Raw genomic sequence first — 23919 nt, forward strand, 5'->3', positions numbered from 1 at the left:
CAGTACCCACAGCAGCGGAGGCAGGTCACCCACGATGCCCACGACGCCCGCGACGCCCACGACCGACGAACCGGAGGACGGTCCCCTCGCGGGCTTCACCGTCGCCGTCACCGCCGCCCGGCGGGCCGATGACCTGATCGCCCTGCTGCGCCGGCGCGGCGCGGCCGTGGTGCACGCGCCCGCCCTGCGGATCGTGCCGCTGGCCGACGACGGCGAGCTGATGGCGGCCACCAAGGAACTCATCGACAGCCCGCCGGACGTGGTCGTCGCGACCACCGCCATCGGTTTCCGCGGCTGGATCGAGGCCGCCGAGGGATGGGGCGTCGGGGAAGGCCTCCTGGAGCGGCTGCGCACCGCCGAACTGCTGGCGCGCGGACCCAAGGTGAAGGGGGCCGTACGGGCCGCGGGGCTGGTCGAGGACTGGTCGCCGGGTTCCGAATCCCTGGCCGAGGTGCTGGACCGGCTGCTGGCCGGCGGGGTCGAGGGCCGGCGCGTCGCGCTCCAGCTGCACGGGGAGCCGCTGCCCGGGTTCGTGGAGGCGCTGCGCGTGGCCGGGGCCGAGGTGGTACCGGTGCCCGTGTACCGGTGGATGCCGCCGCGGGACCTCGCCCCGCTGGACCGGCTGCTGGACGCCGTCGCGGTGGGGGCGGTCGACGCCGTCAGCTTCACCTCGGCGCCGGCGGCGGCCTCGATGCTGGCCCGGGCGGCGGAACGCGGGCTGCGGGAGGCCGTGGTGGAGGCGCTGCGCGGGCCGGTGCTGTGCGCCTGCGTCGGGCCCGTGACCGCGCTGCCGCTCCAGGCCGAGGGGGTGGCCGCGGTGGCGCCGCAGCGGTTCCGGCTCGGACCGCTGGTGCAGCTGCTCTGCCAGGAGCTGCCCGCCCGGGCCCGCGTCCTGCCGGTGGCGGGGCGCCGGGTGGAGATCCGCGGGCACGCCGTCCTCGTCGACGGGGCGCTGCGGCCCGTGCCGCCCGCCGGGATGGCGCTGCTGACGGCGCTGGCCCGGCGTCCGGGGTGGGTGGTGTCCCGGGCCGAGCTGCTGAGCGTGCTGCCGGGGGCGGGCAGCGACGAGCACGCCGTGGAGACCGCGATGGCCCGGCTGCGTGCGGCGCTGGGGGCGCCGGGGCTGATCCAGACCGTGGTCAAGCGAGGTTACCGGCTGTCGCTGGACGCCGGGGACTGTGCGGGGGCGGGCGGGGTCGGTTAGCGTGCCCGGGTGATCGCTGACGGGGTGGAGATGAGGGGCGTCACGCTGGACGACGCCGCCGGGCTGGCCGACGTACTGGCGCGCAACCGGGCGTACATGAAGCCGTACGAGCCACTGCGGCCCGACCGCTTCTACACGGAGGCCGGGCAGCGGGAGCGCATCGAGGGGCTGCTGGCCGAGCGCGCTGCCGGGCGGGCCGTTGCGTACGTCCTGGTCGCGGGCGCGGACCCGGTCGGGGGGATCAACCTCGGCTCCATCGTGCTGGGCCCTCTCCGCAGCGGCGGCGTCGGCTACTGGATCGACCGGGAGTGGCACGGCCGGGGCCTGGCCACCGCCGCCGTCGAGGAGGTGTGCCGGATCGCCCGAGACGAGCTCGGCCTGCACCGGGTCGAGGCGGGGACCCTGCTCGACAACCTCGCCTCGCAGCGGGTGCTGGCCAAGACCGGCTTCACCGCGTACGGGGTCGCCCCCCGCTACCTCCACATCGACGGCGCCTGGCGCGACCACCGCCTCTTCCAGCGCCTGCTGCACGAGGACCCGCCGCCCGCGGGGTAGGGCCGTGCCGGGGGCTTCCGCTTCGCCCGCCGCGGCGGCACTCTGGGGAGGCGGCCCACGGTGGCGGCCCACGGCGAGAGCTAGGCGGTGACGCGCATGTGGTTCGACTCCGGGCGGGTCTGTCTCGACCTGCTGGCCACCTCCACCCCGCACGGGGACGCGGAGGGCATCCGCGACGCCGACGAGCTGCGGCTGTGGCTGGTCGGCGCCGGGCTGGTGCCCGACCGGACCCCGCTCGGCCGGCTCGGACCCGACTGGGTGGCGGCCTTCCGCGGGCTGCGCGCCGATGTGGCCGGCCTCGTACGGGCCGAACTGGCCGCGGCCACCGGGCCGGAGGCGGGCGCGGCGGCCGCCCTGGCCCTGGCCCGGGTCAACGCGGCGGCGGCGGGCCCGCCGCCGGGGCTGTGCGCCGTACGGGACCAGAAGGGGCACCTCGTACGGGAGTTGTGCGGCGGCGTCGAGTGCGCCGGCCTCCTCGCGGCGGTGGCCCGCGACGCGGTGGAACTCCTCACGGACCCCGGCGACCTGGCCCTGCTGCGCGCCTGCGAGGGCGACGGCTGCGCCCGCGTCTACCTGGACACCTCCCGCGGCCACCGCCGCCGCTGGTGCTCCAGCGAACAATGCGGCAACCGCGAACGCGTGGCCCGCCACCGCAGACGGATCCGCGAGGTGGTGGGGGCGCCGGGGGAGGGGTAGGGGCGGCGGGGTCGGGGTGTGCGGGGCCTCAGCCGGTCCGGATCAGGGAGGGGCTGGGGGTTTCCCGTCCGTCTCATCGTCCTTCCGGGGCGGGCCGGCGCGTCAAGGGCGCTCCCTCCGGTCGCGTCGCTTCGCGATGGCCTTCGGCCACCCTTGACCCACCGTCCCGCCCCGGAAAAACGAAGACTCCCGGGAAACCCCCCAAAAGAACGTTCACGGGTCCGAGACCGGGGAGGAGCGACCCCGTCAGCGACCCTCGACCCCTCCCCTCCCAGCCCCATCGGGCACACGGGCCCACTTCGCCCCGATTCCGGGATCACGGCGGGCTCAACCCGCACGAAACGTCGCCTGGACCACCCACCAGCCCCCACACGCCTCAGATCGCTCCGCGCTCCGCCCGTATCGGCGTCCGCCGACGCTCTTGGGTTGGTCGCAGCCGGGCCGTCCGGCAGGAATGACTCACTGCGGTGGGGACTGCCGATGCAGCGAGCCTTCCAGGAGGCCGGGGTAGTCGGCAGGCACGATGTTGCCCACAGCGGTGGTGAATTCGAGACCGGTCGCGTCCCGGATGTACGCCAGCCGTACCCACCGCTCGGCTCCGCTGTTCGAGACCTGCTCGTTGACCACAGCCATCAGCTCGCCTTCCGTACCGGACGCGATGTCGCGGACCTGGCGCCCCAGGAGCCGATGTGGCACGTACTCGTACCGCTCACTCATCCGACGCCTCCTCCAGCGAGGCGAGGAAGCGCTCCCAGCCAATCAGCGCGCGATCGAGCAGGTCCGCGCTAGGCCGGAACGCCGGGCAGGGGGCGTCTGTCGTGTCGGCGGCAATCTCACTCATGTTGCGGATCACTCCTCTAGCAGAGTGCAGCTCTGTCACTCATGTATAGGAGTGGCAGATAGAAGAGTGCCCGACTCCTATACATGAGTCAACTCGTCACGAACGGTGAGGTGCCTTGAGGCGAAGGTGGAGGGGTATCAATCGACAGCAGGGATGCGGAACTCGAAGACGAACTGGTCAGCTGCCATGAGGGTGTCGCAGACCTCGACCACACGACCAGCTTCCGTGATGGCTTCCCTCACCAAGTGCACCACCGGCGCACCAGGGCTCAACGCCAGTTCCGAGGCCTCGGCCTTGGCTGCGAGGCGTGCCTGCAACGTCTCGACGAACTCTGCGAAGACGTGACCGTGCTCCTCCAAGCGGGCGTAGATGCCACCGTCCCCTGGATTCTCGGCGAAGAGCTCGGGGATGTCGCGGACCACGTCCCACGGCAGATAGGACGTGGCGGTCTCCACCGGTGTGCCGTTACGGAAGTACAAGCGGCGGCGAGTGAGGACCTGGGCGCCGGTGTCCACGCCCAGCCGCCGGGCGACCTCCTCAGGCGCCTTCACCGGCCCGATGTGTATGACGCTGACCCTCGCGACGGCACCGGACTGCTCGGATTCGGCGAGGTATGCGGCCTTGCCGCCGCCCTGTCGCAGTGACCGCCGGAAACGGTCCGACGACCGGTGGCGCACCGGCGGACGGGCCTTCACGTATGAACCCTTGCCCTGCCTCGTGTCGACGAGACCGCTGGCGCGGATCTCCAACATGGCTTTGCGGACGGTCCCGCCCGAGACCCCGTAGCGTTCGGCCATCTCGGATTCGCTGGGCACCTGATCGCCAGGCTGCAAGGAACCCGCGCGGATCTGCTGGACGATGTCCTGAGCGATCTGCACATACCGGGGTACGGCTCTGGTCTCTCCTGCAGCTTCTCTCATGGTCCTTCGCTTCCTCCTATGCTCTTGTACATGAGTAACAGCCTCCGGTCTGACGGGTCAACGCCGCTTCATTCCGTCTCCGTAGCCGGCGCGGTGGTGCGGGATGATGGTCGGCTGCTGGCGATCAGGCGTGCCGACAACGGGAAGTGGGAACTGCCCGGCGGAGTGCTGGAGCTGGCCGAGACGCCCGAGGACGGCGTGCGACGGGAAGTCCTGGAGGAAACCGGCATCCACGTCGAGGTGGACCAACTCACCGGCGTCTACAAGAACACCGCGCTCGGCATCGTGGCCCTGGTCTTCCGCTGCAAGCCCTCCGGCGGCACCGCACAGGTCTCCACGGAGGCGACGGCGGTCCAGTGGCTCACTCCCCACGAAGTCTCCGAGCGGATGTCCGAGGTCTACGCGATCCGCCTGCTCGACGCGCTCGACGCAAGCGCACCGCCCGTCCGAAGCCATGACGGACACCGGCTCTTCAGGGCGCGCGCGGAGTGATCGAGCCGACCGTGGAAGGCTGTGTCGCATGGCCATCGCGAAGAAGGGGGCGCGGCGCATCGTCGTGGACGGGGAACGTTATCGGTGGGTGGTGGCGCCCGATGACGAGCCGGGTCTGGCGATCGTCGTGGAGCACGCGGAGGTTGCCGGGCAGCGCCTGGTGATGTGGGTGCGGCACGGCGTCGTGGTCGCACCCGGGATCGTTGCCGGGGCCATCCGCGATGCGTTGCTGCACCACGACTGGACGCCCCGCACGCGCCGCAGACAGCTCACACTGCGGTGCCCTGATGAAACTCCGGATCCTGCATATCCCAGGCCCGTCGTCTGGCCGCCGTCCAAGCCATGACTGTCGACGGACGCCATGCCGATGAGGCGCGTAGCGATCTGAGGCGCGGGGCGGCTGGTGGGTGGTCCAGGCGCCGTTTCGTGCGTGTTGAGCCCGCCGTGATCCCGGAATCGGGGCGAAGTGGGCCCGTGTGCCCGATGGGGCTGGGAGGGGAGGGGTCGAGGGTCGCTGACGGGGTCGCTCCTCCCCAGCTCTTCCCTGATCCGGACCAGCTGCGGCCCCCCGCCCCCGCGTACCACCCCATATCCCCCGCCGCGCCGGACCGGCGTGCGGAGTGGGGGCGGATTCGCGTACGGTTGACGGTCGCCCATGCACGTCAGAAGGGGGCCTTGGTGGCCGCGCAGAATGCCGCTGTCGACAGCACGGCGGATTCCGTCCGCGATCGGGAGATCGCGGCCGAGCAGACGCACCTCGATCAGGTGTACCGACGCCTTGAGGAGAAGATCCACGAGGCCGAGTTCCTGATGAACGACGCCGCCAAGCGGGGGCAGGTCGGCACGCCCGGCGCGCTCGCCGAGCGCGACGCTCAGGTGTTCCGCGCCGGGATCCACCTCAACCGGCTGAACAACGAGTTCGAGGACTTCCTCTTCGGACGCGTCGACCTCGTCCTCGGCAAGGACGGTGAGCGCGGCCCCGACGGCGCGTACACCTCCGTCGAGCCCGCCGAGGACGCGATCCGCGCCGACCTCACCGCCGACATCGCCGAAACCCTGCACATCGGACGCATCGGCGTACTCGACACCGACTACACGCCGCTCGTCATCGACTGGCGCGCCCCCGCGGCCGCGCCGTTCTACCGCTCCACCCCCAAGGACCCCGGCCGCGTCGTGCGCCGCCGGGTGATCCGCTCCAAGGGGCGCAAGGTGCTCGGCGTCGAGGACGACCTCATGCGCCCCGAGCTGACCGCCTTCCTCGACGGCCGCGAGCTGCCCGCCATCGGCGACGGCGCCCTGATGGCCGCCCTCGGGCGGGCCCGTACGCACTCGATGCGGGACATCGTCTCCTCCATCCAGGCCGAACAGGACCTGGTCATCCGGGCCCCCGCCGCCTCCGTCGCCGAGGTCGCCGGCGGGCCGGGCACCGGGAAGACGGCCGTCGCCCTGCACCGGGCCGCGTACCTGCTCTACCAGGACCGGCGGCGCTACTCCGGCGGCATCCTGATCGTCTCGCCGACGCCGCTGCTGGTCGCGTACACCGAGGGCGTGCTGCCCTCCCTCGGCGAGGAGGGCCAGGTCGCCATCCGCGCGCTGGGCTCGCTCGTCGACGGCGCCGAGGCGACCACGTACGACGACCCGGCCGTGGCCCGTATCAAGGGCTCCTCCCGGATGCTCAAGGTGCTCCGCAAGGCCGTACGGGGCGCGCTGGAGCTCGGCGCGGCCCCCGAGCGGCTGCGCGTGGTGGCTTTTGGGCGGCGCCAGGAGCTGGAGGCGCCCGAACTCGACCGGATCCGCCAGACCGTGCTCAGCGGCACCGCCCCGGTGAACCTGCTGCGCCCGCGCGCCCGCAAGCTCCTCCTCGACGCCCTGTACGCCAAGTCCGGCGGGGCGGGCCGGCACAGTGACCCGGAGCTCGCGGCCGAGCTGCGCTCCGCGTTCGACGAGGACATCTCCACCGAGGACGACTTCATCTCCTTCCTCAACGCCTGGTGGCCGGAGCTGACCCCGCGCAAGGTGCTGGCCGCCATGGCCGACGACCGCCGTCTGGGCCGCTGGTCGCGCCGGGACCTGAGTTCCCGCGAGACCCGCCAGCTGGCCCGGTCCCTGCGCCGGGTCGGCCCGGACGGCAAGGGTCCGCTGTCGGTGCACGACGTGGCCCTGCTCGACGAGCTGCACCAGCTGCTCGGCGCGCCCGCGCGGCCCAGGCGCAAGCGGGAGATGGACCCGCTGGACCAGCTCAGCGGGCTGGAGGAGCTGATGCCGACCCGCGAGGAGACGCAGTGGGAGCGGGCGGAGCGGCTCGCGGCGGAGCGCACCGAGTACGCGCACGTGATCGTGGACGAGGCCCAGGACCTGACGCCGATGCAGTGGCGGATGGTGGGCCGGCGCGGCCGTTCGGGCACGTGGACGGTGGTGGGCGACCCGGCGCAGTCCTCCTGGACGGATCCCGCGGAGGCGGCCGCCGCCCGGGACGAGGCGCTGGGGCGCCGGCCGCGCAGGCGGTTCACGCTGACGGTGAACTACCGCAACCCGGCCGAGGTGGCCGAGGTGGCCTCCCGGGTGCTGAAGCGGGCGATGCCGGACATGGAGCCGCCGACCGCGGTGCGTTCCACGGGCCTGGCGCCGCGTTTCACGGCCGCGGCGGAGGATCTGGCGACGACGGTCCGGGAGGAGACCCGGCGGCTGCTGGAGCAGGTGGACGGGACCGTCGGCGTGGTCGTGGCGATGGACCGGCGGGCGGAGGCCGCGGCCTGGCTGGCGGACCTGGGCGAGCGGGCGGTGGCGCTGGGCAGCCTGGAGGCCAAGGGGCTGGAGTACGACGCCACGGTGGTCGTCTCCCCGGCGGAGATCGCCGAGGAGTCCCCGGCGGGCCTGCGCGTCCTGTACGTGGCCCTGACGCGTGCCACGCAGCAGCTGACGGTGGTCTCGGCGGGGGGCGACCGCCCCGGCCCGGACGGGGTCCCGGAACTGCTGCGGCCCTGACGGGGCGGGCGCGGCACGGCCCCGGGGCCGGGCCCCAGGGCGGCCCCCAGGGCCGGATGGCCCGCGGCCAGGTGCGTGAGCCGGGAGACGGAGTCGCGGGAGGGGGATCGCATTCGGCGATCCTTTGTTAGCCTGGTTACGACACCGGCTCGATCCAAGCCCCCGGGCCCAACCTTCGTCGCCTAGAGCGACCACTTGCCGCGAGGCGAGCATGGCGGGTCGGTGTCGTCAAACTTGATGTGAAGAGTGTGAGAACAGGTCCGCGCCTCCCGCCTGTGGGGGGCGCGGACCTGTTTTGTATCAACCCACCATTCCGTCAGGGCCCTCATATCTCGTATGGTGGAAGTGTTCTTCCGAAATTTGTAGCTGGTTACCTTGTACCGGCTGGTAGGTGGGACGATCGGACAACGGGTCCCCTCACGCCTGCCGTGCGCGGGCCCTGTGTACAGCGAAATCAGGGACAGAAGAGGAACACGGCCATGGCAACGGCGCCCAGCGTCTCGTATTCGATGACGGTCCGCCTGGAAGTGCCCGCGAGCGGAACCGCGGTCTCCCAGCTCACCACCGCCGTGGAGTCTTCGGGAGGGTCGGTCACCGGCCTCGACGTGACCGCATCGGGTCACGAGAAGCTCCGTATCGACGTCACCATCGCCGCCACCTCCACCGCGCACGCCGACGAGATCGTCGAGAAGCTGCGCGGCATCGAGGGCGTCAGCCTCGGCAAGGTCTCCGACCGAACCTTCCTGATGCACCTCGGCGGCAAGATCGAGATGTCGTCCAAGCACCCCATCCGCAACCGCGACGACCTGTCGATGATCTACACCCCCGGCGTGGCCCGCGTGTGCATGGCCATTGCCGAGAACCCCGAGGACGCGCGCCGCCTCACCATCAAGCGCAATTCCGTCGCAGTCGTGACCGACGGCTCCGCCGTCCTGGGCCTCGGCAACATCGGCCCGATGGCCGCGCTGCCCGTCATGGAGGGCAAGGCCGCCCTCTTCAAGCGCTTCGCCGGCATCGACGCCTGGCCGATCTGCCTCGACACCCAGGACGCCGACGAGATCGTCGCCATCGTCAAGGCCATCGCCCCCGGCTTCGCCGGCATCAACCTGGAGGACATCTCCGCGCCGCGCTGCTTCGAGATCGAGGCCCGGCTGCGCGAGGCCCTCGACATCCCCGTCTTCCACGACGACCAGCACGGCACCGCCATCGTCGTCCTCGCCGCCCTGACGAACGCACTTCGCGTCGTGGGCAAGGCAGTTGGCGACGTCAAGGTGGTCATGTCGGGCGCCGGCGCGGCCGGTACCGCGATCCTCAAGCTGCTCCTCGCGGCGGGCGTGAAGAACGCCGTCAGCGCCGACATCCACGGCGTCGTGCACGCGGGCCGCCCCGACCTCGTCGACGCGGCCCCCGACTCCCCGCTGCGCTGGATCGCCGACAACACCAACCCCGAGGGATACACCGGCACCCTCAAGGAGGCCGTGGCCGGCGCCGACGTCTTCATCGGCGTCTCCGCCCCGAACGTGCTCTCCGGCGAGGACGTCGCCGCCATGGCGGACGGCGCCATCGTGTTCGCGCTCGCGAACCCCGACCCCGAGGTGGACCCGGCGATCGCCCGGCAGACCGCGGCCGTCGTGGCCACCGGCCGCTCGGACTTCCCGAACCAGATCAACAACGTGCTGGTCTTCCCGGGTGTCTTCCGCGGTCTCCTCGACGCCCAGTCGCGGACCGTCAACACCGACATGATGCTGGCCGCCGCGGCAGCCCTGGCCGACGTCGTCGGCGAGGACGAGCTGAACGCCAACTACATCATCCCGTCCGTCTTCAACGACAAGGTCGCGGGCGCGGTCGCCGGCGCCGTCCGCAAGGCGGCCACCGCCGCCACCGCCGCTCCCTCGGTCTGATCCCCCCGCCGGTCCGCCCCCGGCGCGCTGTGACGGGCCCCACGGCCCGATTCCGGCGCGTCGCGGGATGCGGGCCCGCCGGGGCGCCTCTAGGGTTGCGGGGATGCCGCGTGGCCCGCGGTCCGCATTCACGGCGGTCCGCCGGGTCCACCCGGCCCACGGACCCGTCGAAGCCTTCGATGCGGACGGAGCGTCACCGCGGCGTGACTGTGGCGCTTTTCGTGTGACCCTGGCGGGTGCCGGATTGGCTTTCCCGCCGCTGGTGGGGGCAGGATGCGTAACCGGGCGAGAGGGTCTGACGTTCAGACCCGGGTCCGGGGACTGTCCGAGGGCCCTGGCAGCATCGGCTTCGATCTCACGCCTCTAAGGCAAGTTGAACACGGGAGTACAACATGAACCGCAGTGAGCTGGTGGCCGCTCTGTCCGAGCGCGCCGAGGTGACCCGCAAGGACGCCGACGCCGTTCTGGCCGCGCTCGCCGAGACCGTCGGCGAGATTGTCGCCAAGGGCGACGAGAAGGTCACCATCCCCGGCTTCCTGACCTTCGAGCGCACGAGCCGTGCCGCTCGCACCGCGCGCAACCCGCAGACCGGCGAGCCCATCCAGATCCCGGCCGGCTACAGCGTGAAGGTCTCCGCGGGCTCCAAGCTCAAGGAAGCCGCCAAGGGCAAGTAGTACCGCCCTTGTGCCGGGGGCCGCACAGGCCCCCGGGACGGCAGTGGTACGTAGCACTTCGCAACGCCGAAGGGCGGCCACCCCCACGGGGGTGACCGCCCTTCGGCGTTGGTGCCCTTTTCCGCCCGCACCGGCCCTGAGGGCCTCCACGGGCCCTCCCAGGGCCTTTTGGAGCCCCGGGAGGGTGATCGGACGGGACCGGTCAGACGAGGTCGCCGTTCGGCAGCTCGACCTTGGCGCCCAGCTCGACGAGCTTCTCCATGAAGTTCTCGTAACCGCGGTTGATCAGGTCGATGCCGTGGACGCGCGAGGTGCCCTCGGCGGCCAGCGCCGCGATGAGGTACGAGAACCCGCCGCGCAGGTCGGGGATGACGAGGTCGGCGCCCTGGAGCTTGGTCGGGCCGGAGACGACCGCCGAGTGCAGGAAGTTGCGCTGGCCGAACCGGCAGGCGCTGCCGCCCAGGCACTCGCGGTACAGCTGGATGTGAGCACCCATCTGGTTGAGCGCCGAGGTGAAGCCGAGCCGGGACTCGTAGACCGTCTCGTGGACGATCGACAGGCCCGAGGCCTGCGTCAGGGCGACGACCAGCGGCTGCTGCCAGTCGGTCTGGAAGCCCGGGTGCACGTCCGTCTCCAGCGCGATGGCCTTCAGCGGGCCGCCCGGGTGCCAGAAGCGGATGCCCTCGTCGTCGATCTCGAACGCGCCGCCGACCCGGCGGAAGGTGTTGAGGAAGGTCATCATCGAGCGCTGCTGCGCCCCGCGAACGTAGATGTTGCCGCCGGTCGCCAGGGCCGCGGAGGCCCACGAGGCGGCCTCCAGGCGGTCCGGGAGCGCCTTGTGGTTGTAACCGCTGAGGCGGTCGACACCGGTGATGCGGATGGTGCGGTCGGTGTCGACGGAGATGATCGCGCCCATCTTCTGCAGGACGCAGATGAGGTCTTCGATCTCCGGTTCGACGGCCGCGTTGCTGAGTTCGGTGACGCCCTCGGCCAGGACGGCCGTCAGCAGGACCTGTTCGGTCGAGCCGACCGACGGGTAGGGCAGGCGGATCTTGCAGCCGCGCAGCCGCTGCGGGGCCTCCAGGTACTGGCCGCCCTCGCGCTTCTCGATCGTCGCTCCGAACTGGCGGAGCACGTCGAAGTGGAAGTCGATCGGACGGCCGCCGATGTCGCAGCCGCCCAGACCCGGGATGAAGGCGTGGCCGAGGCGGTGCAGCAGCGGGCCGCAGAAGAGGATCGGGATCCGGGAGGATCCCGCGTGCGCGTCGATGTCGGCGACGTTGGCGCTCTCGACGCGGGTCGGGTCGAGGAGCAGCTCGCCCGGCTCCTCGCCGGGCCGCACGGTCACGCCGTGCAGCTGGAGCAGCCCGCGCACGACCCGCACGTCACGGATGTCGGGAACATTGCGCAGCCGGCTCGGCTCGCTGCCGAGCAGGGCGGCGACCATGGCCTTCGGCACGAGGTTCTTCGCGCCGCGGACACGGATCTCGCCCTCGAGCGGGGTTCCGCCGTGGACAAGCAGGACATCGTTGCCGGTCATGGATCTCGCGTTCCGGAGAGGATGGGCAGGGGATCAGTGAAAAGGGTAAGGGTCACTACCCCCTTGTTTGTATGGCTGACGCGGCCGTAGGACTGTCATGAATTCGGCACAGCACCCAGGGTGTGCGGCTGATAGCGGAGTGTCGCGTTCCGGCGCTCTGGGCGGCGCGCGCTCCGTTCTGCCGCCGTGCGCCCTGAGCTGCGCGTGATCGGACCGGGCCGCCCGCTCCCCCTGGAGGGCGATTGTGCGAGATCATGTCCGCATGACCGAGGTGTCCTCCCTCACAGGGCGGCTGCTCGTGGCCACCCCCGCCCTCGCGGACCCGAATTTCGACCGCGCGGTGGTGCTGCTGCTCGACCACGACGAGCAGGGCTCCCTCGGCGTGGTCCTCAACCGGCCCACCCCGGTGGACGTCCGGGACATCCTGCTGCCCTGGGCGCCGTTGGCCGGTGACCCCGGGGTGGTCTTCCAGGGCGGCCCGGTCGGGCTGGACTCGGCCCTGGGGGTCGCCGTGATCCCGGGTGAGGAAGGGCCGCTGGGCTGGCGCCGGGTGCACGGCGCGATCGGCCTCGTCGATCTGGAGACCCCGCCGGAACTGCTCGCCGCCGCCCTCGGCGGCCTGCGCATCTTCGCCGGCTACTCCGGATGGGGGCCCGGCCAGCTGGAGGCCGAGCTGGGCGACGGCGCCTGGTACGTCGTCGATTCCGAGCCCGGCGACGTCTCCTTCCCGGACCCCGAACGGCTGTGGCGGGCGGTGCTGCGGCGCCAGCGCAGCGATCTGGCGATGGTCGCCACCTATCTGGACGACCCGTCGCTGAACTGACGCGCGCGGGGTTCAGTACCCTGGATTTCATGAGCACTCTTGAGCCCGAGCGCGGGACTGGTACGGGGACCCTCGTAGAGCCGACGCCGCAGGTGTCCCACGGCGACGGCGACCACGAGCGCTTCGCCCACTACGTCCAGAAGGACAAGATCATGGAGAGCGCGCTCGGGGGCACCCCGGTCGTCGCGCTCTGCGGCAAGGTCTGGGTGCCGGGCCGCGACCCGAAGAAGTACCCGGTCTGCCCGATGTGCAAGGAGATCTACGAGTCCATGGGCGCCGGTGGCGACAAGGACAAGGGCGGCGGCAAGGACAAGTAACGGCGGCGCGGGCCGGGTCCCCTCCGGGGTGGCCCGCCCGCGGTCCCGGCCGTCGAAGGCGGAGGCCCCCGGCGCGTGCGAGCGCGCGCCGGGGGCCTCCGCCTTTCGGGTTTCCCGGGGGGGTATTCGCGCGGTGCGGGGGCCTTTTGCGTGCCGCGGGGGCGGGCTAGGGTCGGCGCGACGAGCACACTGTGAAACCGTCGTTGCGCAGGGTGCAACAGGCTTGCCGTAGCGGAGGGCTGACGCATGGAGCTGGACCCGGAGACGAAGGCGGCGGCAGGGGCGGGGGGAGCGCTGGGCGCCGGCCTCGGCCTGATCCCCGCGCCCCGGGCCGCCGTCGTGGACCCGGCGGGACGCCGGTTCCGATTCGGGCCGGATCCGGTGCTCGCCGCCGGGCCCGGGGCCGAGGGGGTCGCCCGGTGGGTGCGCCGGGAGATCGGGGCCGCCACCGGCTGGGCGCTGCTGCCGCCCGCCCCCGGCGCGCGGGCCGACGTACGGCTGGCCGTGGACCCCGTACGGGCCGGCGGGCACGGGCCGGAGTCCTACCGGCTCACCGTCGGCGCGGGCGGGGCGGAGCTCACCGGAGCCACCGCCGCCGGGCTCTTCCGGGGCGCGCAGACGCTGCGTCAGCTGCTCGGACCCGCCGCCCACCGCCGGGCCCCGCTGCCCGGACGGCCCGCCTGGGGGATCCCGTACGCGAGCGTCGAGGACGGCCCCCGCTTCGCGTGGCGCGGGATGCTGCTGGACGTCGCCCGGCACTTCACCCCCAAGGACGGGGTGCTGCGCCACATCGACCTGCTCGCCGCGCACAAGCTGAACGTGCTGCACCTGCACCTGACGGACGACCAGGGCTGGCGCATCGAGATCAGGCGCCACCCGCGGCTCACCGAGGTCGGCGCGTGGCGGGCGCGCAGCCGGTGGGGGCACCGGGCCTCGCCGCTGTGGGACGAGACCCCGCACGGCGGCTTCTACACCCAGGATGACATCCGCGAGATCGTCGCGTACGCCGCCGAGCGGCACGTGCGGATCGTCCCCGAGATCGACCTGCCCGGGCACGCCCAGGCCGCGATCGCCGCCTACCCCTGGCTGGGCAACCGCGACGTCGTCGACACGGCGGCCCTGGAGGTGTGGGACGACTGGGGCGTCAACGAGAACGTGCTGGCGCCCACCGAGGACGTCCTGCGCTTCTACGAGGAGGTGTTCGAGGAGGTGCTGGAGCTGTTCCCGCCCGAGGTCTCGCCCTTCGTGCACGTGGGCGGCGACGAGTGCCCGAAGACGCAGTGGCGCGCCTCGGCGCTGGCGCAGGAGCGGATCCGCGAGCTGGGCGTCGACGGTGAGGACGGCCTCCAGGCCTGGTTCATCCGCCACTTCGACCGCTGGCTCACCGCGCGCGGACGCCGGCTCATCGGCTGGGACGAGATCCTGGAGGGCGGCCTGGCGGAGGGCGCCGCCGTGTCCTCCTGGCGCGGCTACGCGGGCGGGATCGCCGCCGCCGAGGCCGGGCACGACGTGGTGATGTGCCCCGAGCAGCAGGTGTACCTGGACCACCGTCAGGCGCCGGGCCCCGACGAGCCGATGCCCATCGGGTACGTGCGCACCCTGGAGGACGTCTACCGCTTCGAGCCGGTCCCGCCCGCGCTCTCGCCGCGCGCCGCCGAGCGCGTGCTGGGCGCGCAGGCGAACGTGTGGACGGAGGTGATGCAGCACCAGGGACGCGTCGACTACCAGGTGTTCCCCCGGCTGGCCGCCTTCGCCGAGGCGGTGTGGTCGGCGCTGCCCGAACCGGAATCCCGGGACTACGCCGGTTTCGAGGCCCGGATGACGGCCCACTACGCGCGGCTCGACGCCCTCGGGGTCGAGTACCGGCCACCGGCGGGACCGCGGCCCTGGCAGCGCAGGCCGGGGGTCCCGGGACGTCCGCTCGACGGCGCGCCCCCGATCGTGTGACCCGGGGCGGTGGCCGCAGGGGTGCGCGGGCCGGCCGGAAGCGGAACTCTTCGGAAACCTTTGGAACTCTCGCTGCAATGAGGTGGATAGGGGGGAAATCGGGCGTTCCGGTGATGGTGGGGTGCGGGGTGCGCAAGGGGAGCGCGGAGGGAGCACAGGGGCGCGAGCGGGGGGTGTGAGGGCCGCTCCAGGTTGCCTGCGGGTGGGCCCGCGGCCGTCGCGGGGCGGTGCGCGGGCCGTGACCGGGCGCCGTCGGGAGCGCGGACGGGCCGGCGGTACCCGGTGGACCCTCGCGCGGGGCGGTCCCGAAGATGTGCCAGAGTTGCCACGTCCCGGCGGTGAGCACGTACCGTACGGCGGACAGGCGTGAGCGCCGGGACCGGGACATCGGGAAGGGGCAGCTGGGTTGACCACGCACGCACCGCACGCATCGCATTCGACTCAGGGGCCGCCCGCGGCCCGGGCGGCGCAGTCCGTCACGCTGCCGGCCACGCTCGACGAGGCCGTGGCGGCACTCACCGCCATGCCCGCGGCCGTGCCCGTCGCGGGCGGCACCGACCTCATGGCCGCCGTCAACGCCGGGCTGCTGCGCCCCGCCGCGCTGGTCGGCCTCGGCCGCGTCAACGAGATCCGCGGCTGGCAGTACCAGGACGGGCACGCGCTGCTCGGCGCCGGACTCACCCACGCCCGCATGGGACGGCCGGATTTCGCCGCTCTGATCCCGGCGCTCGCGGCCGCCGCCCGGGCCGCCGGCCCGCCGCAGATCCGCAACGCCGGCACCCTCGGCGGGAACATCGCGACGGCCGCGCCGACCGGTGACGCCCTGCCCGTGCTGGCGGCGCTGGAGGCGGTGCTGGTCATCGTCGGCCCCGGGGGGCCGGAGGGGTCGCAGCGCGAGATCCCCGTCTCCCATCTGCTCGCCGGGCGCGAGATGTTGCGCCCGGGCGAGCTGATCGGCTTCGTCCGGGTGCCGTTGCTGCACGCGCCGCAGGTGTTCCTGAAGGCCACGGGGCGTACGGGGCCGGGGCGCGCGGTGGCGTCCGTGGGGCTCGTACTGGACCCCGCGCGCCGGGGCGTGCGCTGTGCGATCGGCGCGGTGGCCCCGATGCCGCTGCGGCCGCTGGAGGCCGAGCAGTGGGTGGCCTCGCTGATCGACTGGGACGGGGACCGCAGCCTGGCCCCCGAGGCGCTGGAGGCCTTCGGCGAGTACGTCGCGGCAGCCTGCGTGCCCGACCAGGGGGAACCGGTGTCCTCCGGAGTACTGCATCTGCGGCGGACGGTGGCCGTACTGGCGCGCAGGGCCCTGGCAAGGGCACTGACCTCATGAGTGAGAACGAGAACGTGAGCGGAACGACCGGGAACGCGGGCGGCGCCGGCAACGGCTGGGGCTGGGAGCCCGTGCCGCAGGGCGGCGAGTACGACAACGAGGCCACGGCCTTCGTGAAGCTGCCGCAGGACATGCTGGACGCCCTGGACAACGGGGAGCCCCTCGCCGCGCCCGGGCACGGGTACGTGCCGCCGCCGATGATCGTGCCGCTGGGCTCGGCCAGTACGGATCCCAGCGCCACCGGGGCCTGGGCGATGCCGGTGCAGACGCCGGTGCAGTGGCCCGAGGCGCAGGCGTCGCAGGCGCCCGCGCGGGGGCCGATCCCGGCGTCCATCCCGCTGCCGCCGTCGGTGGCGGCGGCCTTCGGGGAGCCGGGGGCGGGTGCGGGCGGTGCGGGCGGTTCCGCTGGTGGTTCCGGGGTGCATGCGGAGTCCGGGTCCACCGCCGAGTGGCGGTTCCCCGAGGCGGTGCACCAGGAGTCCGAGGCGCACGGGCTCGGGGCGGTCCACCATCCCGAGGAGCACGCCGGTGCCACCGGGCAGTGGACGCTGCCGGGGGATCGCGAACAGGGCGACGGGGCAGGGGAGTTCCGCGGTGAGTTCACGGGTGCGTTTGCCGGGGACTTCGCTGGTGAGTACTCCGGTGAGTTCCCCGGACGTGGGGAGTTTTCCGGTAGTGGTGAGTTCCCGGGGGCCGGCGGGTTCGGTGGGTCCGCGGACTCCTTCGGCGGTGACTCCTTCGGGGGAGCCGGCGCGGGGGACTGGAGTCAGGCCCCGGCGACGCTGCCGGGCGGGGCTTCGGCTCCCTGGGCTTCGGTTCCGGGGGCGGCCGGGGCTGGGGAGTCCGGGCCGTCCGGGGCCGGGGTGTCCGGGGCCGGGGCGTCCGGAGTGGCGAGTGGGGCGGGTGCCGAGGGGCACGCAGCCGGTGGGGCCGACGCGATGGGGGCCGGGGCCGGGGAGCCGATGAGCTCGGGCGTGCTGCCGGGCGAGGGGCCCGGGACCGGCGGCCTGGGACGCGGGCCGAGGGTGCTGGGCGGGCCGGGGGTCGGGACGCCGCTGGCGGAGACCTTCCCGCAGCCCGGGCCGGAGCCCGAGGGCGTGCCGCACGCCGCCCCCGACATCGACGCCGCCCACGGCCCGGCGCAGGCGCCGGTGGAGGAGCAGCGGCCGCGTCCGGTGGAGGCCGAAGCCGCGGGGGCGCGGGCCGACGGGGACGAGCCTGGTTCCGGGGACGGGCCCGGGCACGGCTTCGTGGAGGCCGGGGCCGCCGGTGGCGCCGGGGCGGCGGACGCCGTCGCCGAAGCGGGGGCCGGGCCGGTGCCGGGCGAGGACACCGCCGACAACGCTGTGACACCCCCGGACGAGGATGACTCCGAGGGTTTCCCGGTGCGGGAGGCGACGTACGAAGAAGAGGAAATCCCCGCCGTCGCGCACCACGAGCACCCGGCGGCTTCCTACGTCCTGCGCGTCAACGGCGCCGACCGGCCCGTCACCGGCGCCTGGATCGGCGAATCCCTGCTGTACGTGCTGCGCGAGCGGCTCGGCCTGGCCGGCGCCAAGGACGGCTGCTCGCAGGGCGAGTGCGGGGCCTGCGCGGTGCAGGTCGACGGCCGGCTCGTCGCCTCGTGCCTGGTCCCGGCGGCGACCGCGGCCGGCAGTGAGGTGCGGACCGTGGAAGGCCTCGCGACCGACGGGGAACTGTCGGACGTCCAGCAGGCGTTGTGCCGGTCGGGCGGGGTGCAGTGCGGGTTCTGCATCCCCGGCATGGCCATGACCATCCACGATCTGCTGGAGGGCAACCACGCCCCCAGCGACCTGGAGACCCGGCAGGCGCTGTGCGGCAACCTCTGCCGCTGCTCCGGCTACAAGGGCGTCATCGAGGCGGTCCGCGAGGTCGTGGCGGAGCGCGAGGCGACGGCGGCGGGTGAGGCGGCTGCCGGTTCTGGTGGCGGCGGCGGCGGTGGCGGCGGTGGTGGCGAGCCGTGGATTCCGCATCAGGCACCGCCCGGCGAAGGCGGCGTCCACGGCGGGCCCGGCCTCTACGACGCCTTCGGCGGCCAGAGCCTCCAGGGCGGCCACGACAACGACGCCCACAACGCGCACCACGCCTCCCACCACCCGCACGACGGGCACGGCGAACGCAACGGGCACGACGAATACGACGGCAACAACGGGCACAGCGGCAACAACGGCCACAACGGCCACAACGGCCACAACGGAGGCATGGCGTGAGCGGGCACGACGCGGCGGCCACGGCGACCTCGGCCGTCACCACGGCCGGCTCCGCGGCGGACGGCGACGAGCCCGTGCCGCCGTCCGGCCTGCGCGGCATCGGCGCCTCCCTCCCCGCGGCGGACGCCCGTGCCAAGACCGAGGGCACCTTCCCCTACGCCGCCGACCTGTGGGCCGAGGGCCTGCTGTGGGCCGCCGTCCTGCGGTCCCCGCACGCCCACGCCCGCATCCTCTCCATCGACACCTCCGCCGCCGCCGACATGCCCGGCGTCCGCGCCGTCATCACCCACGCCGACGTCCCCGGCGCCACCACGCACGGCCGCCGCATCGCCGACCGGCCGGTCTTCGCACACGACGTGGTCCGCCACCACGGCGAGCCCATCGCCGCCGTCGCCGCCGACCACCCCGACACGGCACGCCTCGCCGCGGCCGCCATCGCGGTCGAGTACGAACTGCTCGACGCCGTCACGGACCCCGAGCAGTCCTTCGGCGCCGCCCCCCTCCACCCGGACGGCAACCTCATCCGGCACATCCCCCTGCGGTACGGCGACCCCGAGGCGACGGGGGAGGTGGTGGTCGAGGGCCTCTACCGGATCGGCCGCCAGGACCCCGCGCCCATCGGCGCCGAGGCCGGGCTGGCCGTCCCGCGGCCCGACGGGGGCGTGGAGATCTACACCGCCTCCACCGACCCGCACACCGACCGCGACCTCGCCGCCGCCTGCTTCGGGCTCGACCCGGACCGCGTCCGCGTGGTCGTCACCGGCGTCCCCGGCGCGACCGCCGACCGCGAGGACCCCGCCTTCCAGCTCCCGCTCGGCCTGCTCGCGCTGCGCACCGGCTGCCCCGTGAAGCTGGCCGCCACCCGCGAGGAGTCCTTCCTCGGCCACGCCCACCGCCACCCGACGCTGCTGCGCTACCGCCACCACGCGGACGCGGAGGGCCGGCTGGTCAAGGTCGAGGCCCAGATCCTGATGGACGCGGGCGCGTACGCGGACTCCTCGGCGGAATCGCTCGCGGCGGCGGTGGCGTTCGCGTGCGGCCCGTACATCGTTCCGCACGCCTTCGTGGAGGGCTGGGCGGTCCGCACCAACAACCCGCCGTCCGGGCACGTGCGCGGCGAGGGCGCGATGCAGGTCTGCGCCGCGTACGAGGGCCAGATGGACAAGCTCGCCGCCGCCCTCGGCATCGACGGGGCGGAAGTGCGCATGCGCAACGTCCTGTCCACCGGGGACCTGCTGCCCACCGGCCAGACGGTGACCTGCCCGGCGCCGGTCGCCGAACTGCTGCGTTCCGTACGGGACTACCCGCTGCCCTCCCTCCCGAAGGACACCCCGGAGGACGAGTGGCTGCTGCCCGGCGGCCCCGAGGGCGCGGGCGAACCGGGCGCGGTGCGGCGCGGGGTCGGCTACGGCGTCGGCATGGTCCACATGCTCGGCGCGGAGGGCACGGACGAGGTCTCCACCGCCACGGTGAAGGTGGTCGGCGGCACGGCCACCGTCATCTGCGCGGCCGTCGACACCGGGCAGGGTTTCGCGACCCTCGCCCGCCAGATCGTCCAGGAGGTCCTCGGCGTGGACGAGGTGGCGACGGCCCCCGTCGACACCGACCAGCCGCCGGCGGGCCCGTCGGCGCACGGCCGCCACACCTGGGTCTCGGGCGGGGCGGTGGAGCGGGCCGCGAAGATGGTCCGTACGCAGCTGCTCCAGCCGATGGCCCACAAGCTGGGGATGTCCACCGAGCTGCTGCAGATCGCGGATGGCCGGATCACGTCGTACGACGGTGCCTTCTCGACGACGGTCGCGGAGGCCATAGAGGGCAAGGAGCTCTGGGCGACGGCCCAGTGCCGCCCGCATCCGACGGAACCGCTGGACGGGGACGGCCAGGGCGACGCGTTCGTCGGGCTCGCGTTCTGCGCGATCCGCGCGGTGGTGGACGTGGACATCGAGCTGGGTTCGGTGCGGGTGGTGGAGCTGGCGGTCGCCCAGGACGTCGGCCGGATCCTCAACCCGCGCCAGCTGGAGGCCCGTATCGAAGCGGGCGTCACCCAGGGCGTGGGCGCGGCCCTGACGGAGAACCTGCGCTCGGTCGCCGGCCTGGTCCGCCACCCCGACCTCACCGGGTATGCCCTTCCGACGTCCCTCGACGCTCCGGCGGTGCGCATCGTCCGGCTGGTGGAGGAGCGGGACGTGGTGGCGCCGTTCGGGGCGAAGGCGGCGAGCGCGGTGCCGGTGGTGACGACTCCGGCGGCGATCGCCTCGGCGGTCCGCGCGGCCACAGGGCGCCCGGTGAACAGGATCCCGATCCGGCCATCGGCGGCGGTGGCGGCGCCCAACTCGTGACCGTGTGACCTGCATTGCACGTGCAACCCGAGCTTGGGCCTGTCGGCGCTCCTCGATAGAGTGATCGACGGCGCCCGGAACGTGCGGGTGCGAACGGGGACGGGAACGGCGGTGGCAGTGGCTTCGCCGGGCCCGCGGGGAGACGGGGAAGCGGGGAGCCAGCGTGGCAGAGGACAAGGGGCCGGTGCCGGGACCGGGACCGGGGCTGTTCGACATGAACATCGGGGCGAGCGTGGCGGACGCCCTCAGGACCCAGGCGCAGGCCCTGGCGGTCGAGTACGAGTCGATGACCGGGTACAAAAAGCTGGTCGACGACCTGCTGAAGGACCTCGACGGCTCGGAGGCGGACGACAAGCGCCTCGCCCACGGCACCCTGCCGACGGGCACCCTCGGCACGGGCTTCGCCGAGGCGGACGCCCTGTTCAAGGCGTACTCGACGGTCCACTCGGAGCTGCAGAAGCTCTCCCAGGGCCTGGCCGGCCAGATCGAGGCCCTCGGCATCGCCATCATGACGGCGGGCAAGGGCTACGCGGGCGTGGACGAGGAGACGCAGGCCCGGATGCGCACCATCATCCGGCAGACGAAGAAGGACTACGTCGCGGACCGCGACCCGCAGGCGCACGAGCCGAAGACGTCACCGGGCGCGACGCCGACGCCGACGCCAAGCACGTCGAAAAAGGGCACGATCTGATGGCGACGGACTTCGAGGGTTACTCGCACGAGCAGTTGCTGGGGATGATCGCTTCGCTGGACGCGGAGACGGTGAAGGCGCGGGCGGCGCAGCTGGACAAGGCGGCGACTGCGATCAAAAAGATCGGCGAGGTGCTGAAGAAGCACCGGGTGAAGGGCTGGGAGGGCGAGGCGGCCCATTCGTATCAGGAGTGGGTGAGCAAGGCGGGGAGTGCGACGCTTCGTCTGGGTGATTTCAGTGCGGAGGGCAGTAAGTGGATGACGCATGCCGCGCAGACGATGATCGAGGTGAAGGCGAACACGCCGAAGTTCGATGCGGCGGCGGCGTCGAATCTTGAGGCGGCGCACAAGTTCCACAATGACCCGGACTCGCAGGAGATCGGCCGTAAGGCTTTCACGAAGCTGAACGGTGATCACCAGGAGGCGGTACAGCAGCTGACGAAGCTGGCGCAGTCATATGAGGTGTCGACGACGCAGATGAACAAGGCGGAGATTCCTACGTTTCCGCTGCCTCCGGGGTGGGTCGACCCTCCGGGTGTCTCCCCCGAGGGGTACGTCCACCGCTCGAACGGCGACTCCGGTGGTGGAGGGGGAAGCAGTACTGCCCATGCCCCGTCGCCGTCCTACGATGCCGCCTCAGTGCATCAATCCGCTCAAGTCTCCAGTCGTCCTTCTTCTCCGGGACCCTTGCCGCCGGTGGTCGGGTCGACGCCGACACCGGTGTTTCCCGAAGGGGGAGTTGACGTGGGCCTCGATCACGCGGTCACGCTTCCGGACACAACCCTGCCGCCTGTTACGGGATTGCCCGGCCAAGTCGGGCCCGTTCTTTCCACCGGCGGAGGGCCAGCCCCCGTCCCGCCTATGCCGCCCCTGACGCTCCCTCCGGTCCGGGGCGTCCCTGGGGCTGGGGGCGGCCAGCTTCCTGGCGTGCGATCTCCGGCGGGTAACAGCGGCAAGGTCGGCTTGCCGCCGCGCGACAACGGAATCGTAGGAGGAAAGCCCATTTCCTCTGGCGCGGCCGGTGCGGGAATTCCCCGGGGGACTGTCATCGGTGCGGAAGGCACGCAACCTGGCGGCAGAGGCATGGGTGGCCCGATGGGCGCTGGTGTCGGTAGCAGCCCCCAGAGCCCCCGCGGTAGTTCCCCGGTCGGCCGCCGACTGGCCATGGAGCCTGGGGGTGTGGCTGGCGGGCGCCAGGCGGCATCCGGCGGCCAGGCGTTCACTCAGGGCGGTTCGGGTCTCGTGCGTAACGGAGCAGGTTCCGGCATGACCGGCAGCGGGATGGGCCACGGAGGTGCGGGCACGTCTGCACCAGCCGGTGGGCGTAAAAACCGCGGAGGTGCTCGCCCCGATTACCTGGCCGAGGACGAAGAGACGTGGCAGGGCGACCGTCGTGTTGTCCCGCCGGTGATCGACTGAGTGGATCGGATGTTGCACGGGATGCGTATGCGCAAGGCGACCTCGGCCCTGGTGGGTTTGCTACTGGCCGGGATCGCCGCGACCCCAGCGCAGGCCCAGACGATTCGCGAGCGGCAGTGGCACCTCGATGCCATGAAAGCTGACGACATCTGGAAGATCAGCACGGGCAAGGGCGTCACCGTCGCAGTGATCGACAGTGGTGTAGGGCGAGTCGCTGAGCTGGAGGGGCAGGTCCTTCCGGGCAAGAATTTTGCTACCGCGCAAGATGGTGACGAACGGACCGACTACGACAACCACGGCACAGCTATGGCCGCGCTCATTGCCGGGACAGGAAAGCATCCCAGCGGTGACGGCGCGACCGGCCTGGCACCGGGTGCAAAGATCCTCCCGATTCGTGTTCCCATCGAAAACGACACAACTCACCCTGCTTGGACGCAAGCGATCCGTTATGCCGCAGACTCCGACGCCAAGATCATTAATATTTCTATGGCCGCGGACAAGGATGACCCCGCTCGGATTGATGCGGTGAAGTACGCACTCTCCAAAGGCAAGCTGATCTTTGCGGGCGTGGGAAATGACGGGGAAGCACTCAACAACCTCAAGTACCCGGCAGCCACGCCAGGAGTGGTGGGTATGGCGGGAATCGACCCTGACGGTGGTGCCACCAAGGAATCGGAGCACGGTCCGCAGGTGGACATGTCCGCTCCAGGGGTGGATATCTATACCGCCTGTTCAGGAAAGACTGAGGTCTGCGTCGGTCACGGCACGAGTAACGCCACCGCCCTCGCATCCGCCTCCGCGGCCCTCCTTTGGTCGGTTCACCCGGACTGGACGAACAACCAGATCCTCCGAGTCCTGCTGAACACCGCGGGGAAGCCGGTCGACGGTGCTGAGCGGAACGACTTCGTCGGTTATGGCGTTGTGCGGCCGCGGGTGGCGGTGCCCACGCCGGGTGATCCGGGGCCTGCGGATGTGTATCCGCTGCCGGATCTGGCGGCGGCCGATTCTGGCGGGAAGC

At 72.5% G+C, this 23919-nt stretch carries 21 protein-coding genes; 17 read left to right on the forward strand and 4 right to left on the reverse strand.

The genetic code is table 11. From position 1 onward, the window contains the following. Positions 1-34 precede the first annotated feature (34 nt). The 3 genes from ACZ6ZT_RS31520 to ACZ6ZT_RS31530 all read left to right on the forward strand — a co-directional run bounded on the left by ACZ6ZT_RS31520 (position 35) and on the right by ACZ6ZT_RS31530 (position 2455). Positions 35-1204, forward strand: a complete 1170-nt coding sequence (locus ACZ6ZT_RS31520) for a uroporphyrinogen-III synthase (protein WP_469723605.1) — start codon at positions 35-37, stop codon at positions 1202-1204. Positions 1205-1234: 30 nt separating this feature from the next. Continuing rightward, positions 1235-1759: a GNAT family N-acetyltransferase gene (locus tag ACZ6ZT_RS31525; protein ID WP_469723635.1), complete on the forward strand. Its 525-nt coding sequence runs from the start codon at positions 1235-1237 to the stop codon at positions 1757-1759. Positions 1760-1855: 96 nt separating this feature from the next. Next, entirely contained in the window at positions 1856-2455 is a 600-nt protein-coding gene (locus ACZ6ZT_RS31530; protein WP_469723607.1) for a CGNR zinc finger domain-containing protein, read from the forward strand. A 459-nt stretch (positions 2456-2914) separates the two neighbouring features. On the opposite strand, the gene ACZ6ZT_RS31535 is transcribed toward ACZ6ZT_RS31530, so the two are convergent. From ACZ6ZT_RS31535 to ACZ6ZT_RS31545, 3 genes are all read right to left on the reverse strand, one after another. After that, a complete protein-coding gene (locus tag ACZ6ZT_RS31535) occupies positions 2915-3172 on the reverse strand; it encodes a hypothetical protein (RefSeq protein ID WP_469723608.1) in 258 nt (85 codons plus the stop codon). Next, positions 3165-3296, reverse strand: a complete 132-nt coding sequence (locus tag ACZ6ZT_RS31540; protein WP_469723609.1) for a hypothetical protein — start codon at positions 3294-3296, stop codon at positions 3165-3167. Before ACZ6ZT_RS31540 ends, ACZ6ZT_RS31535 begins: the two co-directional genes overlap by 8 nt. Positions 3297-3433: 137 nt before the next feature. After that, positions 3434-4216: a GntR family transcriptional regulator gene (locus tag ACZ6ZT_RS31545; protein ID WP_469723611.1), complete on the reverse strand. Its 783-nt coding sequence runs from the start codon at positions 4214-4216 to the stop codon at positions 3434-3436. A gap of 18 nt (positions 4217-4234) precedes the next feature. Between ACZ6ZT_RS31545 and ACZ6ZT_RS31550 the strand changes: the two genes are divergently transcribed. The 5 genes from ACZ6ZT_RS31550 (at position 4235) to ACZ6ZT_RS31570 (ending at position 10268) form a co-directional block, all read left to right on the forward strand. Then, positions 4235-4708: an NUDIX hydrolase gene (locus tag ACZ6ZT_RS31550; protein WP_469723612.1), complete on the forward strand. Its 474-nt coding sequence runs from the start codon at positions 4235-4237 to the stop codon at positions 4706-4708. A 28-nt stretch (positions 4709-4736) separates the two neighbouring features. Then, positions 4737-5054 carry a hypothetical protein gene (locus ACZ6ZT_RS31555; protein ID WP_469723613.1) on the forward strand — a complete coding sequence of 106 codons (318 nt, stop codon included), beginning with the start codon at positions 4737-4739 and terminating at the stop codon, positions 5052-5054. Positions 5055-5386: 332 nt separating this feature from the next. Continuing rightward, positions 5387-7693, forward strand: a complete 2307-nt coding sequence (locus ACZ6ZT_RS31560) for a HelD family protein (protein ID WP_469723615.1) — start codon at positions 5387-5389, stop codon at positions 7691-7693. Between the two features lie 479 nt (positions 7694-8172). After that, positions 8173-9594 carry an NAD-dependent malic enzyme gene (locus ACZ6ZT_RS31565; protein ID WP_469723616.1) on the forward strand — a complete coding sequence of 474 codons (1422 nt, stop codon included), beginning with the start codon at positions 8173-8175 and terminating at the stop codon, positions 9592-9594. A 392-nt stretch (positions 9595-9986) separates the two neighbouring features. After that, positions 9987-10268, forward strand: a complete 282-nt coding sequence (locus ACZ6ZT_RS31570) for an HU family DNA-binding protein (protein ID WP_469723617.1) — start codon at positions 9987-9989, stop codon at positions 10266-10268. A gap of 202 nt (positions 10269-10470) precedes the next feature. Here the strand turns inward: ACZ6ZT_RS31570 and murA are convergent, their stop codons facing one another. After that, a complete protein-coding gene (gene murA, locus ACZ6ZT_RS31575; RefSeq protein ID WP_469723619.1) occupies positions 10471-11808 on the reverse strand; it encodes a UDP-N-acetylglucosamine 1-carboxyvinyltransferase in 1338 nt (445 codons plus the stop codon). A gap of 262 nt (positions 11809-12070) precedes the next feature. Here murA and ACZ6ZT_RS31580 point away from each other — a divergent pair, with 262 nt between their 5' ends. The 9 genes from ACZ6ZT_RS31580 to ACZ6ZT_RS31620 form a co-directional block, all read left to right on the forward strand. Next, on the forward strand, positions 12071-12631 hold the full coding sequence (locus tag ACZ6ZT_RS31580) for a YqgE/AlgH family protein (RefSeq protein WP_469723620.1): 561 nt from the start codon (positions 12071-12073) through the stop codon (positions 12629-12631). Between the two features lie 29 nt (positions 12632-12660). Then, complete coding sequence (locus ACZ6ZT_RS31585; RefSeq protein ID WP_469723621.1) at positions 12661-12948, forward strand: DUF3039 domain-containing protein; 288 nt, start codon at positions 12661-12663, stop codon at positions 12946-12948. A gap of 246 nt (positions 12949-13194) precedes the next feature. Continuing rightward, a complete protein-coding gene (locus tag ACZ6ZT_RS31590; protein ID WP_469723623.1) occupies positions 13195-14895 on the forward strand; it encodes a beta-N-acetylhexosaminidase in 1701 nt (566 codons plus the stop codon). A 406-nt stretch (positions 14896-15301) separates the two neighbouring features. Next, positions 15302-16222, forward strand: a complete 921-nt coding sequence (locus ACZ6ZT_RS31595) for an FAD binding domain-containing protein (RefSeq protein ID WP_469723624.1) — start codon at positions 15302-15304, stop codon at positions 16220-16222. Further along, positions 16219-18453: a 2Fe-2S iron-sulfur cluster-binding protein gene (locus ACZ6ZT_RS31600; protein ID WP_469723625.1), complete on the forward strand. Its 2235-nt coding sequence runs from the start codon at positions 16219-16221 to the stop codon at positions 18451-18453. The genes ACZ6ZT_RS31595 and ACZ6ZT_RS31600 overlap by 4 nt, the downstream gene beginning before the upstream one ends. Continuing rightward, positions 18450-20792, forward strand: coding sequence for a xanthine dehydrogenase family protein molybdopterin-binding subunit (locus tag ACZ6ZT_RS31605; protein WP_469723627.1), 2343 nt, complete (start codon positions 18450-18452; stop codon positions 20790-20792). The genes ACZ6ZT_RS31600 and ACZ6ZT_RS31605 overlap by 4 nt, the downstream gene beginning before the upstream one ends. Before the next feature lie 163 nt (positions 20793-20955). Further along, entirely contained in the window at positions 20956-21483 is a 528-nt protein-coding gene (locus ACZ6ZT_RS31610; RefSeq protein WP_469723628.1) for a DUF2563 family protein, read from the forward strand. Beyond that, on the forward strand, positions 21483-22901 hold the full coding sequence (locus ACZ6ZT_RS31615) for a WXG100 family type VII secretion target (protein ID WP_469723629.1): 1419 nt from the start codon (positions 21483-21485) through the stop codon (positions 22899-22901). Before ACZ6ZT_RS31610 ends, ACZ6ZT_RS31615 begins: the two co-directional genes overlap by 1 nt. Positions 22902-22922: 21 nt before the next feature. Next, positions 22923-23919 (forward strand): S8 family serine peptidase (locus ACZ6ZT_RS31620; RefSeq protein WP_469723630.1); only part of this gene is annotated, 997 nt, incomplete at its 3' end.

The sequence above is a fragment of the Streptomyces sp. NPDC102258 genome, assembly GCF_055584685.1.

Excerpts from the sequence above, each read along its gene's own strand:
- ACZ6ZT_RS31520 (WP_469723605.1), top strand. The coding sequence starts at position 35 with ATGCCCACGACGCCCGCGACGCCCACGACCGACGAACCGGAGGACGGT.
- ACZ6ZT_RS31525 (WP_469723635.1), top strand. The coding sequence starts at position 1,235 with ATGAGGGGCGTCACGCTGGACGACGCCGCCGGGCTGGCCGACGTACTG.
- ACZ6ZT_RS31530 (WP_469723607.1), top strand. The coding sequence starts at position 1,856 with ATGTGGTTCGACTCCGGGCGGGTCTGTCTCGACCTGCTGGCCACCTCC.
- ACZ6ZT_RS31535 (WP_469723608.1), bottom strand. The coding sequence starts at position 3,172 with ATGAGTGAGCGGTACGAGTACGTGCCACATCGGCTCCTGGGGCGCCAG.
- ACZ6ZT_RS31540 (WP_469723609.1), bottom strand. The coding sequence starts at position 3,296 with ATGAGTGAGATTGCCGCCGACACGACAGACGCCCCCTGCCCGGCGTTC.
- ACZ6ZT_RS31545 (WP_469723611.1), bottom strand. The coding sequence starts at position 4,216 with ATGAGAGAAGCTGCAGGAGAGACCAGAGCCGTACCCCGGTATGTGCAG.
- ACZ6ZT_RS31550 (WP_469723612.1), top strand. The coding sequence starts at position 4,235 with ATGCTCTTGTACATGAGTAACAGCCTCCGGTCTGACGGGTCAACGCCG.
- ACZ6ZT_RS31555 (WP_469723613.1), top strand. The coding sequence starts at position 4,737 with ATGGCCATCGCGAAGAAGGGGGCGCGGCGCATCGTCGTGGACGGGGAA.
- ACZ6ZT_RS31565 (WP_469723616.1), top strand. The coding sequence starts at position 8,173 with ATGGCAACGGCGCCCAGCGTCTCGTATTCGATGACGGTCCGCCTGGAA.
- ACZ6ZT_RS31570 (WP_469723617.1), top strand. The coding sequence starts at position 9,987 with ATGAACCGCAGTGAGCTGGTGGCCGCTCTGTCCGAGCGCGCCGAGGTG.
- murA (WP_469723619.1), bottom strand. The coding sequence starts at position 11,808 with ATGACCGGCAACGATGTCCTGCTTGTCCACGGCGGAACCCCGCTCGAG.
- ACZ6ZT_RS31580 (WP_469723620.1), top strand. The coding sequence starts at position 12,071 with ATGACCGAGGTGTCCTCCCTCACAGGGCGGCTGCTCGTGGCCACCCCC.
- ACZ6ZT_RS31585 (WP_469723621.1), top strand. The coding sequence starts at position 12,661 with ATGAGCACTCTTGAGCCCGAGCGCGGGACTGGTACGGGGACCCTCGTA.
- ACZ6ZT_RS31590 (WP_469723623.1), top strand. The coding sequence starts at position 13,195 with ATGGAGCTGGACCCGGAGACGAAGGCGGCGGCAGGGGCGGGGGGAGCG.
- ACZ6ZT_RS31600 (WP_469723625.1), top strand. The coding sequence starts at position 16,219 with ATGAGTGAGAACGAGAACGTGAGCGGAACGACCGGGAACGCGGGCGGC.
- ACZ6ZT_RS31615 (WP_469723629.1), top strand. The coding sequence starts at position 21,483 with ATGGCGACGGACTTCGAGGGTTACTCGCACGAGCAGTTGCTGGGGATG.